Below are 11,995 nucleotides of genomic sequence, written 5' to 3' on the forward strand. Positions count from 1 at the left end.
CATCGCTGAGGTGATCACGCGGTGGCGCTGCCCCGTGGACGCGAGCCAAGGTCAGGGTCAGGTTCCACGGACTCTGGTTCGTTCGCCGCCTGGCGTGCAGCGGGCTCAGGCACATCGGCCGGCGCGCTGACTTCCATCCGCTTCAAGGGCGCTGGGATCGAGGATGTTTCCGACCAGCGCGCACGGTGGGTTTCATGCGCCTTCACGGTGTCCGGGCGGCCGAACAGGTAGCCTTGGACCAAGGTACAGCCGGCGGCGCGCAGCAGCGTGACCTGCTCCTGGTTCTCGACGCCTTCAGCCGTGATCGTGACATCAAGCGAGCGCCCCAGGCCGATGATCGACGTCACGATCGCGTCGGTTCCCGTATCCTTGCCGAGGTTTTTGATGAAGCTGCGATCGATCTTGATCTTGTCGAAGGGAAAGCGGCTCAGATAGCTGAGCGAGGAGTAGCCTGTGCCGAAGTCATCCATGGCGATGGACACACCCATGGAGCGAATGTGGTTCAGCGTTTCGACAACCGCGTCCGTATTGGCGATCAGCAGGCTTTCGGTGATTTCGATTTCCAGCCGTGAGGGATGCAACCCGCTCTCCTGCAGGGCCTGCGCGACCTTCAATTCCGTGATGCCGGGGCTGAACTGCGCGGCGGAGACATTCACCGCAACGCGCAGGCTCTCGTCTTCCCACTGGGCTGCTTCCTTGCACGCATGGAAAAGCACCCAGTCGCCGATCGCTTCGATGAGGCCGGATTCCTCGGCGACGGGAATGAACAGCTCGGGAGAGATCTGACCCTTTGTCGGATGCTCCCAACGGATCAGGGACTCATAGGCTTTCAGCTTGTTATCGATCAGCGAGTATTGGGGCTGAAAGAGCACCTCGAATTGGTCCAGACGCAGCGCCTTCGTCAGACCGTCCTCGATTTCCTTGCGCTTTTGGGCATCTGAATCCATCTCCGCCGTGTACCAGGCAAATTGCGACCGTCCGGAGAGCTTGGCCCGGTAGAGCGCCAGATCGGCGCAATGCAGCAGCCGGGAGGAGCGCCAGCTGCCGTCGCTCGCGCGGGCAATGCCGATGGAAAGGGAAATCCGCATTTCCTTACCGTCAATGATGCAAGGTTCTTTGGTCGCCGCGATCAAGTCGGAGGCAAGTTTGGTCAGGCGGGCGACGTCGGAGACGGACTTGATCATCACCGCGAATTCATCACCGGACAGGCGCGCGACGAGATGGTCCGAGAAGACGGATCTTAACCGGTCGGCGATCACCTGAAGGAAAATGTCACCGGTGCCGTGGCCGTGTGTGTCGTTGACTTCCTTGAACTTGTCGACGTCGATCAGCATCACGCCCATGTTGCTTGCCTTCGCATGCACAAGGCGGAGCGCTTCGGTGAGCTTGGCGCTGAAGACAGCCCTGTTGGGCAGGCCTGTCAGCGGATCATGATGCGCGAGGAACTCGATGTCGCGCGTGGTCTTTACCTGGTCACGGAACCGTATCCACAACAAGAGACCTGCGATCAGGAAGGACGCGACGCAAAGCGTGGCGGTGATGTAGCCGATGATCTTGGTGATCATCTCAAGACTGGCGATCTGTGGCTCGTGGTCGGCCACGAGGATCATGGCGCCATCGAGCTTGCCGTCGGCGATATGTGGAACGATCACAAAGGACCGTGTGTCCACTAGGCCCGACCAGTTCCTGTAAAGGTGGGTGAAGGGCCTTGTCTCATTCGGCAGTTCCTCCAGCGTCTGGCGCAGAAGGTTCTCCGGCAGGCCTGAGGCCTTCACGAAGGTGGCCAGCGGTTCGGATAAAGCCTCGCCGGACCGAAGGTCGTCTCTTCCGGCGACAAAGATGCTGTCGATGAGTGAGGGGGCCAGTGCGCCTGCAAGGGATGCGTTCAACATCGCGGACGGCATAACGTCCGGTGTTTCCGTTGAAACCGGCTCTTTCGTCTCCTGCGAGGTCACAGCCTCTTTGGTCCCTGGGCCGGAGAGACGCATCCCGAGTGTGGGGTCTGGCATCGGGCCCGGCTTTGAAGCGACCTCTTTCGGCTGAATTTCGGCATTGCGCTTCTGAATCAGAGCGTCGAACTCTTGTGATCGCCCGGATGCAGCGATGGCAGGTGAGATCTGAGCGAGCGCATTGTTTACATTGCTCGTGACGAGCCAGTCATTCAGGGCACGATTGACCCCATAGACGCCAAGCGCGAGCCCGACAATCAAAGATGCCGTGACAAGGAATAGTGCAATGTTCCTGCGCTGTGAGACCTGTCTCATGCGAGCTCAAACTCTGTAAAAAATGACAATTGATGAAAACCTACATGTGATAGGTTTAGTCATCGTGAATCTCCATGCCGACATTCCGTGGTATCTCTTGCTTTCGCGGCGATTTGACCGGAGTTTGTGGCTGCGCTTCCAATCCATTGGTTCTCTGGGTAAGACTGTGGCTGTAAACAGAGACCGACGTATGATTCCGCCTTCCTCCAGCGCATGCCTTTTTGAGAACCCGGTCAGGAGTATTCCTTGAGCGTTTGGAGCAGTCTTGCCAGCATTGTATCAGCGATCGGCACGGGCGGCGCCCAGGTTGTCGACCGTCTGGTTCAGCTCGTCCTGGCAAAGCCCGAGGGCGCCAATACGGTTGGTTTCACAGTCGCCATGATCGCGCTTTCGGCCAAGATGGCGAAGGCGGATGGAGTGGTCACTGCAGACGAGGTGCTGGCCTTTCAGGAACTTTTCGATGTTCCCCAGGGAGAAGAGCGCAATGTCGCGCGGCTGTTCAACCTGGCGCAGGAGGATGTCGCCGGTTTTGATGTCTATGCCAAAAAGCTGGCGGACCTGTTTCCCTATGACAGGATCACTCTGATCGACATTCTCGATGGGTTGTTCCACATCGCCAAGGCCGATGGTGTCGTTCATGAGACCGAGATCGCCTATCTGGCGCGCGTTGCGGAAGTGTTCGGTCTCGATGAACGCGAATTCAAGCGGCTACTGGCACGCCATGTGCGCGAAAGCGGCGACCCTTATGCGGTGATCGGTCTTGGTCCGGAGGCCAGCGACGCTGAGCTCAAGACGCATTATCGCAAGGAAGTCCAGGAAACTCATCCCGATCGCCTGATCGCCCGGGGGGTGCCTGAGGAATTTGTCCGCATCGCAAATGACAGGCTCGCCGCGTTGAATTCGGCGTGGTCCCAGATTTGTGCCGAAAGAGGCCTATGAGTGTTGCCACCGATACGGGCGTGACCGCCCGGGTCCATCCGTCTCCTAATCACGGAGAACGTGCGCCCGGTTCGCAGATCGACATGTTGATCCTCCATTACACCGGCATGCAGGATGGAGACAGCGCGCTTCGACGGCTGTGTGATCCGCGCAGTGAAGTCTCTGCGCATTACTTTGTCTACGAGGATGGCAGCATCCTCCAATGCGTGCCCGAATCCCGTCGCGCCTGGCATGCAGGCAAGAGCAGCTGGCAAGGCCAGGCAGACATCAACTCCAGATCCATCGGCGTGGAGATCGTCAATCCGGGGCATGAGTGGGGCTATCGCGACTTCCCCGATGTCCAGATTGAAGCGGTTGCGGATCTGTGCGCCGACATTTGCCGCAGGCACGATATCCAACCTCGAATGGTCCTCGCGCATTCCGATGTTGCGCCCGGCCGCAAGGAGGATCCAGGTGAGAAGTTCCCCTGGGCCTCACTCGCTCTTCGTCGGGTCGGTCACTATGTCGAGCCCGCGCCGATCACAAGCGGGCTGTTCATGCAATTGGGCGAGAGCGGTCAGCCTGTCGAAGCCGTTCAGTCCATGCTGGCCCTTTATGGATATGAGGTCGGCATCAGCGGGTCTTTTGATCAGGCCACCCAGGCAGCCGTCACTGCGTTTCAGCGCCATTTCCGTCCCGCGAAGGTCGACGGTGTCGTCGATCAATCAACCGTAGAGACCTTGCACAAACTTCTGAGCGCGCTTCCGGCGCTTTGAAGTCATCAAGCCTTCGCTGGAACCATATCGCAGGTCTCGCGTTTGGTTTCGGTGGGCTCGTTCTTGTGCAATTGGTGAGCGCGGTCTCTCAGGCGTCCTGTTCGCGTTACCTGCAGCAGCTTCACTGACTGCGTCCGCGCAGGCTTCATTTTCGCGAGACTTTGAATCAAGTTCAAAAAGACGTTTCATTCAATCATCGCACTTTGGCCTCTTCTGGACAGGTTCCTGCTGTATTTCGGCCGCAATCTGCATGATCTGCTAAGAAATTGCCCGAAACAGCAGTGTTTTTCTGTAATAATTTGAAACATTTCGTGATCTGTGGCGGCTGATTTTCGTCCCATACGCGGGCCATTCCTCCTCCCCACAAACGAACCCATTCCATCACCAAGAAAAATAAGGGCTCGACGCAATGTTGAAGTCGACGAAGACGCTCGTAAGAGCAGCCTGCCTTATCCTCTCCACGCTGGCTGCTATCGGTCACGCCAATGCATCTGCGGGTGCGATTGTGCGCCCGGAGCCGATCGTAAAGAAGAAGGCCGTCAGCAAAGACGATGTGCCTGTCGCTTTTGATGTGAAACGCAGCAGCGGTGACATCATCCGCTCGGTCAACGCGGGCAAGTCGGTCACTGAAGACGCCAAGGAAACGAAGACAGCCAAGACCAAGGCCGTCTCCAAGACACGCCACAAGAAGACCGCGTCAAAGCGCACCAAAAGCACGAAGAAGACCGTTTCGTCACGCAAGTCTTCCTACACCCGCATGATCCAGGCAGCTGCACGCAAGCACGGCGTGCCAATCAAGATTGCCAAGGCCGTTGTTCAGGTCGAAAGCAACTTCAACCCAAGTGCCCGGGGCGGTGCAGGTGAAGTCGGCCTTATGCAGATCAAGCCGGCAACGGCACGCGGCATGGGCTATCGCGGCTCAACCCGGGCTCTTTATGACCCGGAGACCAACCTGGAATGGGGCATGAAGTATCTTGCTGGCGCTCACAAGCGTGCATCGGGTGATGTCTGTGGCACGATCCTGCGTTACAACGCTGGCCACTATGCCAAGCGCATGAACCCGATCAGCCGTCGTTACTGCTCCAAGGTCAAGACCATCCTGGCCTCCAGCTAAGGGTTTGGACTTCGAGTCCTTTGGGCTCATGAACCACGCAAGACAATCGGAAACGGAAAACCCCGCGCAGCAACGCGGGGTTTTTGCATTTCTGGCAGGTTCGCGAGACGCGATCGTCTTATCAGGCGAACTTGCGCTTGGCAGCCTGAAGAGAGGCGGGAACAGGCTGATCCGGCTTGACATATTGGTCCGCCAGCGGCTGACCAATCGCGGTTGCGACCGGAAGAACACCTGCCCAGACATCAAGCTCAAGGTCTTCCTCGTCGTCGGCGGGCGGTCCAGACCGGACCTTGGTCGCCACGTGTTCGATTTCAACCGCGAGAATTCCTGTCGCCTTGAGCTCTTTGGCGAGCATGGGGCGGCTTTCGTCCCAGCGTCCCGGGAGCATGTGATCGGTTATCGCGGCCATAGCTTCTTCTTTTTCAGCATCGCTGTGGACCTGCCGAGCCGTCCCATGGACCACTGCGCTACGGTAGTTCATCGACAGGTGAAACGCTGCGCGTGCGACAACGAGACCATCCAGCAATGTCACAGCCATGGTCACTGGCGCGCCGTCCTGCTGGCTCTTGACGATACGGGTTGTGCTGGCGCCATGAATGTAGAGTGTGTGCCCTTTGCGGGCGTAAACCATGGGAATCACCATAGCCCTGTCATCTGCCAGGAAACCGAGGTGCCCGATCAGTCCTGCGTCCAGAATGGAAAATGCGAGACCCTGATCATAGCTGCCGCGGTTCATCTGCCTGATCTTGGCGTAGGAAGGCCGATCTGATGTGCGTCCCTTGGGGGACTGCTCGCTGGATACCTGTTCGACGGGCTCTGGCTGGCTGGGACTGTCCATGAGTGTCTCCGATAAGTGGCTTGAACTTGTCAGACTCTCATTTGTGGCATAACCTGGTTCTGTCATAGATCCGGATTTTAAAAAATGAAGGTACCAGATTTACTGGAAGGGGTGTTGAGCCTCGACCGCTCCAGCTCGCTTTCTCTGAGCCAACAGATTTACCGCCGTATTCGCGAGGCAGTGGGGAACGGTCAGTTGAAGCCGGGGATGCGTCTGCCATCTTCCAGGAAGCTTGCCAATCGGCTTGAGGTCTCGCGCAATACGGTGAATGCGGCCTTTGAGTTGCTGCAGGCAGAAACCATCATAACCGTCGAGCCTGGATCTGCTCCGACGGTTTCCGGCGGAGTGCAGATTGACGGTGCGCCGGCACAGGTTGGCGAAGCACCTGTTCGTGGCAAGCTTTCGGCAAGAGGGCGGTTGCTTGCCCAGCACCTGCGCGGTGACAGCTGGGCTTTCCGGCACGGTGCCTTGCAACCTGGCGCACCAGCGCTGGACGCGTTTCCACACGATCTTTGGGGCAGATATCTGCGCCGCGCGGCGCGCTCCAGTCCGTGTGCTGAACTTCTCTATGAGAACGCAACAGGCCATCCGGCCCTAACGCGTGTTCTGGCCGACTATCTGGCAAGTGAACGAGGGGTGAGGACAGAACCGGATCAGATTCTGGTAACGAGCTCCATGCAGGCGGCCCTTTCCGGATTGGCGCAGGCGCTTGCAGACCCGGGCGATCACGCCTGGATGGAGGATCCCGGTTATATCGGCGCCCGATCTGCGTTCCATGGAGCGGGATTGAAAATCTGCGGCATCCCAGTAGACCGGGAGGGGGCCGTCATTGAAGCCATGACGGGTCGGCGTCCGTCTCCGCGTCTTGTCTATGTCACGCCCTCGCACAGTTACCCATTTGGCAGTCGTATGCCGCTGTCCCGCCGTCTTCAGCTGATCTCTGCTGCGCGCGAGATGGGAGCAATTGTTCTCGAGGACGACTACGACAGCGAGTTCCTGTTTGAGGGTCGACCGATCGCAGCCTTGCAGGGGCTGGCAAGTTCCGGAGAGGTGATCTATCTGGGCACTTTCTCCAAGAGCTTTCTTCCCGGTCTCAGAATTTCCTATTGCGTCCTGCCGAAGCCGCTGGTCGAGGGCGTTCGGTCCGTGTTCCGGCAAACGGGGCGTTTGTCGAACGTTCATGCACAGATTGCCCTTGCCGACTTCATGTCGTCAGGCGAGTACAGGGCGCATCTCAAACGCATTCGGGATCTCTATCAACAACGCGGCCTTGCCTTGGTCGAGGCGTTGCGGGGACGCCTTGGCAACAGGATCGAGGTGGATACTCCGACGGGAAATGTTCAGGTCGCGGTTCGCTTCCGTTCAGAAATAGATGATGAGAAGCTTGCAAGAGACCTTCAGGCCAGGGGCTTTGCTGTCTCGCCATTGAGTCCCTGTTTTGTGGAGCGCGCGCCCGAAAAAGGGCTCGTCATCGGCTTTGCTGCGGCAACCGTGCCACAGATCTCGCAGTTTACCGATCTTCTGGCGGACCATCTCGGGGGCAGCTGAATTTGCTCATGTGTCTCCGAGCTTGCTTGACCTCGTTCCCAATCCCACATAAGGCAGCGAAGCCAGTCGGCCGGACAGCCGCTGCCGCAAGTGCCGAAAGGCCGCGGGGGAGGAAAGTCCGGGCTCCAAGGAAACACGGTGCCGGGTAACGCCCGGCGGGGGCGACCCTAGGGAAAGTGCCACAGAAAGCAAACCGCCCCGAATGCAGGTCTTGAATCTGTTGGCGGGGTAAGGGTGAAAGGGTGGGGTAAGAGCCCACCGCGCGGCCGGCAACGGACGCGGCACGGTAAACCCCACCGGGAGCAAAACCGAATAGGGGCGACGCGGGCTCAGAAGCGATTTTGAGACCAGGCCGGTTTCCGGGCCAGTCGCTCGGGTAGGTTGCGAGAGGCGTTCGGCAACGGACGTCCCAGATGAATGGCTGTCACGTATGAGGCTTCGGCCTCGTGCCATACAGAACCCGGCTTATAGGCCGACTGGCATTTTTCATCCTGAGATCGCCGCCCAATCCGTCTTGAGACTCAGTTCTCTGTCCACAGATTTGCATGGCTGTCCAAGGCCCTGTCGGAACTCTCCATGGGGAGTTTTACGAGGCTGAGGACTCCGATTCTCCTTTATTGTCAAGCCTTCGTTAACCATAGGCATGTCATAACTGACGCATGGGCATTAAAGGGTGCGTCGGACGGTTTGAATCCGGTCGATTCCATTGACCTCCCATGAAATCCCATGTTATCCCATAAAGACCCAGAACGGGGAGCGGCGTCCCGTATCGTGTTGGCGCCGACGGATCAGATGTGAACCGTCTCAGGCCCAAGGCCTTTCTCTTCGTGTTTTGGATGATTTTGGGGTTCGTCAGGCTGTTTCAGCCTGTCCAAAGGGGAATTCATGGCCGGCTTCGTGTCGCACTTTACCAACCGGCTGGATGCCAAGGGTCGCGTGTCGATCCCTGCACCCTTCCGTGCGGTTCTGGCGCGCGACGGATTTGAGGGCCTCTATTGCATTGCCTCTCCCCACAATCCGGCCATTGATGCCGGCGGCAATGAACTTCTCGGCGAAATCCAGAACCGCCTTGACGCCTTCGCGAAACTGTCTCCCGACCATGACGATCTTGCCATTGCGCTCTTCGGCGCGAGCGAGACGCCAAAGATCGACAGCGATGGCCGCATGATGATCTCCGACCTGGTGCGCGAGAAGACAGGGGTGACTGATCACGTCACGTTCGCCGGGCTTGGCTACAAGTTTCAGATCTGGGAACCGGAAAAGTTCCGCGAGTACCGCGCAGAGGCCACCAAGCGCGCGCTCGCAATGTTGTCGGGTCCAGTTCCCCCGACGCACCTGCCAGGAGGGCCGACATGACGGCGCGCAGCGAACAGGACATTGCTCCCGACGCTGGCGGACCAGCGCGCCATGTGCCGGTCCTCCTCGAGCCGGTTCTGGAGTATCTGGCGCCCAAGCCTGACGAAGTGATCATCGACGGAACATTCGGAGCTGGCGGCTACAGCCGTGCTCTGCTGGAACGTGGTGCGCGGGTGATCGGCATCGACCGGGATCCGGATGCAATAAGGGACGGGCAGGATCTGGTTGCTGCCTCAAACGGCAAGCTGACGCTGGTTCCCGGACAATTCGCCGACCTCGACCAGCACGCGCGGGCATGCGGTTTCCGGGGTGTCGATGGTGTTGTCCTCGATCTTGGTGTTTCATCGATGCAGCTCGATCAGGCCGAGCGCGGATTTTCCTTCCTGCGCGACGGGCCGCTCGACATGCGGATGGAGCAGGCAGGGCCGTCGGCTGCAGAAGTGGTCAACGAGCTGCCGGTGCGCGACCTGATCCGGATCATCGGCCTGCTCGGTGAAGAAAAGCGGGCAACCAGTGTGGCGCATGCCATCGACAATGCGCGCAAGGAAAAGCCCTTCACACGAACCATCGAGCTCTCGGCCTTGATCGAGAAGGTGCTCGGCCGCAATCCGAAGAAGGCTCAGATCCATCCTGCGACCCGGACGTTCCAGGCACTGCGGATCTATGTGAATGGCGAATTGCACCAGGCGGCCAAGTCGCTCGGTGCGGCAGAGCAGATCCTGAAGCCAGGCGGGCGTTTGGTGCTCGTGAGCTTCCACTCTCTGGAAGACCGGATCGTAAAACGCTTTTTCGCAGATCGCAGCAAGACGCGGGGCGGTGGCTCGCGCCACATGCCCGAAGAGGATGTGCCGCCGGCCACATTCGAAATGCTGACGCGCAAGGCGGTTGATCCGACGCCAGCAGAGGCGGAAGCCAATCCACGCGCACGGTCCGCAAAGCTCAGGGCCGGAAGGCGCACGGATGCGCCCGCCCGCACACTCGATATTCACTCCGTTGGCGTGCCGCGGCTCGCCGCGTTTCACGGGCTAGGGGGCTGACCATGGTTCGTTACATCAACATCTTTTTTATACTTCTTGTCGTCGTCGGCGCAGCTGCGGTTTACGATATGAAACTTGCGGCGAAGAAATCGGCGTCTCATGTGGCCGAACTGCAGCGAGAGATCGATGCAGAGCGGGAGGCGATCCGCCATCTGAAGGCGGAGTGGAGCATGCTCAATCAGCCCGAGCGTCTTCAGCGCCTTGTCGAACGCTACAACGAGTACCTGCAGCTTCAGCCGCTCGATGTTCATCAAATTGTTTCGCCGGAAGAGTTGCCGGCACGGCCGGTCATGCTTGAACCGATCGGTGGAGAAGATCCTCTGGGGGGCTATGCCGGCTCTTCCTCGGTGATCAGGTGAGGACGCGCTTATGACGATGACAGCGGAAACCACCTCCTTCCTGCAAGTGCGGCAGCGCCGCCCTCGCGCAACGGTTGGTTCGATCTCCTCCGGGGCTGTGAAGTCCAGGGTCTATGTGGCCATGGCGGCCTTTGTCTTTGTCTATCTGGCCATTGGCGGACGGCTGGTGCTGCTGGCGCAGATGGATGAGGCGCCATCTTCTGCCTGGATCTCCGCGCAGGATTCTGTTGCCGCGTCGCGCCCGGATCTGATCGACCGCAACGGTGAAATCCTCGCAACCGACATCAAGACCGCTTCGCTCTATGCCGAGCCGCGCCGCATTCTGGACGTCGATGAAGCCGTCGAAGGCTTGATGAAGGTTTTGCCTGAACTCGATGCGAATGTGGTGCGCCGGCGACTGGACAGCCGCGCTGGCTTCGTTTGGCTGAAGCGCGAATTGTCGCCGGGCCAAGCGGATGCGGTTCATGATCTCGGGTTGCCGGGCATTGGCTTTCTATCGGAAAGCCAGAGGTTCTATCCCGGCGGTCCGACTGCCGGTCATATCGTCGGGTCGGTGAATGTCGACAACGCCGGGCTGACCGGTATCGAGAAATACATCGATGGCGAGTGGCTTGGTGATCTTCAGGATCTCGGATTTGCCTCCGATCGCTCGATGGAACCTGTTCAGGTGGCCATGGACCTGCGGGTTCAGCACGTCGTACGCGACGAATTGATGAAGGCGATGGATCGCTACAAGGCGATCGCCGCCGTTGGCATTGTTCTGGATGTCAAAACCGGCGAAGTCGTCGCCATGTCCTCGCTGCCAGATTACGATCCCAACAACCGGTCGCAGGCGCTTGAGCAGGATCGTCTGAACCGCGCCACCGGCGGTGTGTTCGAGATGGGGTCGGTGTTCAAGACCTTCACCACGGCGATGGCGCTCGATTCGGGCAAGGTCGGCATCAACGACAGCTTCGATGCAACGCGCCCGATCCGTGCCGGCGGGCGTACGATCACGGATTTCCACGGGAAAAATCGCATCCTGTCGGTGCCCGAGATCTTCATCTATTCATCGAATATCGGCACCGCGAAGATGATGCTGGCCACCGGCATCGACAAGCAGCAGGAGTTCCTGGGCCGCCTGGGATTGACCTCTCGCCTTCAGACCGAGCTGCCGGAAAACGCCAGGCCTCTGCTGCCGCCGAAATGGAATGAACTTGCTGCCATGACCATCTCCTTTGGCCACGGCATTTCGGTGACGCCGATGCAGACGGCAGTGGCAGCCGCAGCGCTCGTCAATGGCGGTACCTTGTTGCAGCCGACGTTTTTGCCGCGTTCCCAGGAAGAAGCTAAGGAACTGGGAAAACAGGTGATTTCGCCAGAGACAAGCCGCATCATGCGCTATCTCTTCCGCCTCAATGTTCTTCGCGGTTCCGGCCGTCGTTCGGACGTTCCGGGCTACACGGTTGGCGGCAAGACCGGGACCGCGGAGAAGATCGAGAACGGACGTTATGTCTCCGACAAGCGGCGGAATTCCTTCCTGTCGGCCTTCCCGATGGATGACCCGCGCTACGTTGTTCTGACCGTGATTGACGAACCAAAGCCGGAGCGCAGTGGCGTTGGTGCCACCGCCGGCATGAACGCCGCTCCGATGGTCGGGGCCATCATTCGCCGTGCCGCGCCAATGCTCGGCGTCATGCCGCGCTTCGGCGAGGGAGAAGAACCGATCGAAATATCCTATTAAGGGCGAGGAAAGACCGGCGGGGTCGCAGCCGAAATCCGGTCTTTCCAACATCGCTTGAGACG

The 11,995-nt window shown here is 59.1% G+C and carries 10 protein-coding genes and 1 other RNA gene; 9 read left to right on the forward strand and 2 right to left on the reverse strand.

Annotated features, from left to right (window positions below; all coding sequences use genetic code 11):
- Window positions 1-14: 14 nt before the first annotated feature.
- Window positions 15-2,264 carry a putative bifunctional diguanylate cyclase/phosphodiesterase gene (locus IG617_RS08175; RefSeq protein WP_209008356.1) on the reverse strand — a complete coding sequence of 750 codons (2,250 nt, stop codon included), beginning with the start codon at window positions 2,262-2,264 and terminating at the stop codon, window positions 15-17.
- 246 nt (window positions 2,265-2,510) lie between these two features.
- Here IG617_RS08175 and IG617_RS08180 point away from each other — a divergent pair, with 246 nt between their 5' ends.
- From IG617_RS08180 to IG617_RS21625, 3 genes are all read left to right on the forward strand, one after another.
- Window positions 2,511-3,203, forward strand: coding sequence for a J domain-containing protein (locus tag IG617_RS08180; protein WP_192108744.1), 693 nt, complete (start codon window positions 2,511-2,513; stop codon window positions 3,201-3,203).
- The gene (locus tag IG617_RS08185; RefSeq protein WP_192108745.1) at window positions 3,200-3,958 is read left to right on the forward strand and encodes an N-acetylmuramoyl-L-alanine amidase; all 759 of its coding nucleotides are present in this window, start codon (window positions 3,200-3,202) and stop codon (window positions 3,956-3,958) included. The genes IG617_RS08180 and IG617_RS08185 overlap by 4 nt, the downstream gene beginning before the upstream one ends.
- Before the next feature lie 592 nt (window positions 3,959-4,550).
- Window positions 4,551-5,072: a lytic transglycosylase domain-containing protein gene (locus IG617_RS21625; protein WP_420826145.1), complete on the forward strand. Its 522-nt coding sequence runs from the start codon at window positions 4,551-4,553 to the stop codon at window positions 5,070-5,072.
- Window positions 5,073-5,193: 121 nt separating this feature from the next.
- Here IG617_RS21625 and IG617_RS08195 read toward each other — a convergent pair whose 3' ends face one another.
- The gene (locus IG617_RS08195) at window positions 5,194-5,910 is read right to left on the reverse strand and encodes a pyridoxamine 5'-phosphate oxidase family protein (protein ID WP_192108746.1); all 717 of its coding nucleotides are present in this window, start codon (window positions 5,908-5,910) and stop codon (window positions 5,194-5,196) included.
- An 84-nt stretch (window positions 5,911-5,994) separates the two neighbouring features.
- On the opposite strand from IG617_RS08195, the gene pdxR reads away from it, so the two are divergent.
- From pdxR to IG617_RS08225, 6 genes are all read left to right on the forward strand, one after another.
- On the forward strand, window positions 5,995-7,458 hold the full coding sequence (pdxR, locus tag IG617_RS08200) for a MocR-like pyridoxine biosynthesis transcription factor PdxR (protein ID WP_192108747.1): 1,464 nt from the start codon (window positions 5,995-5,997) through the stop codon (window positions 7,456-7,458).
- A gap of 62 nt (window positions 7,459-7,520) precedes the next feature.
- Window positions 7,521-7,942, forward strand: an RNA gene (gene rnpB / locus IG617_RS08205) — RNase P RNA component class A.
- Window positions 7,943-8,343: 401 nt separating this feature from the next.
- Window positions 8,344-8,814: a division/cell wall cluster transcriptional repressor MraZ gene (locus IG617_RS08210; protein WP_192108748.1), complete on the forward strand. Its 471-nt coding sequence runs from the start codon at window positions 8,344-8,346 to the stop codon at window positions 8,812-8,814.
- The gene (rsmH, locus tag IG617_RS08215; protein ID WP_192108749.1) at window positions 8,811-9,851 is read left to right on the forward strand and encodes a 16S rRNA (cytosine(1402)-N(4))-methyltransferase RsmH; all 1,041 of its coding nucleotides are present in this window, start codon (window positions 8,811-8,813) and stop codon (window positions 9,849-9,851) included. Before IG617_RS08210 ends, rsmH begins: the two co-directional genes overlap by 4 nt.
- Window positions 9,852-9,853: 2 nt before the next feature.
- The gene (gene ftsL, locus IG617_RS08220) at window positions 9,854-10,210 is read left to right on the forward strand and encodes a cell division protein FtsL (RefSeq protein WP_153768242.1); all 357 of its coding nucleotides are present in this window, start codon (window positions 9,854-9,856) and stop codon (window positions 10,208-10,210) included.
- Window positions 10,211-10,220: 10 nt separating this feature from the next.
- Window positions 10,221-11,933 (forward strand): peptidoglycan D,D-transpeptidase FtsI family protein, encoded by a 1,713-nt coding sequence (locus tag IG617_RS08225; protein ID WP_192108750.1) that lies wholly within the window; start codon window positions 10,221-10,223, stop codon window positions 11,931-11,933.
- Window positions 11,934-11,995 lie beyond the last annotated feature (62 nt).

The sequence above is a fragment of the Roseibium polysiphoniae genome (assembly GCF_014842925.1).
Lineage (GTDB): Bacteria > Pseudomonadota > Alphaproteobacteria > Rhizobiales > Stappiaceae > Roseibium > Roseibium polysiphoniae.

Excerpts from the sequence above, each read along its gene's own strand:
- IG617_RS08175 (WP_209008356.1), bottom strand. The coding sequence starts at position 2,264 with ATGAGACAGGTCTCACAGCGCAGGAACATTGCACTATTCCTTGTCACG.
- IG617_RS08185 (WP_192108745.1), top strand. The coding sequence starts at position 3,200 with ATGAGTGTTGCCACCGATACGGGCGTGACCGCCCGGGTCCATCCGTCT.
- IG617_RS08195 (WP_192108746.1), bottom strand. The coding sequence starts at position 5,910 with ATGGACAGTCCCAGCCAGCCAGAGCCCGTCGAACAGGTATCCAGCGAG.
- pdxR (WP_192108747.1), top strand. The coding sequence starts at position 5,995 with ATGAAGGTACCAGATTTACTGGAAGGGGTGTTGAGCCTCGACCGCTCC.
- IG617_RS08210 (WP_192108748.1), top strand. The coding sequence starts at position 8,344 with ATGGCCGGCTTCGTGTCGCACTTTACCAACCGGCTGGATGCCAAGGGT.
- rsmH (WP_192108749.1), top strand. The coding sequence starts at position 8,811 with ATGACGGCGCGCAGCGAACAGGACATTGCTCCCGACGCTGGCGGACCA.
- ftsL (WP_153768242.1), top strand. The coding sequence starts at position 9,854 with ATGGTTCGTTACATCAACATCTTTTTTATACTTCTTGTCGTCGTCGGC.
- IG617_RS08225 (WP_192108750.1), top strand. The coding sequence starts at position 10,221 with ATGACGATGACAGCGGAAACCACCTCCTTCCTGCAAGTGCGGCAGCGC.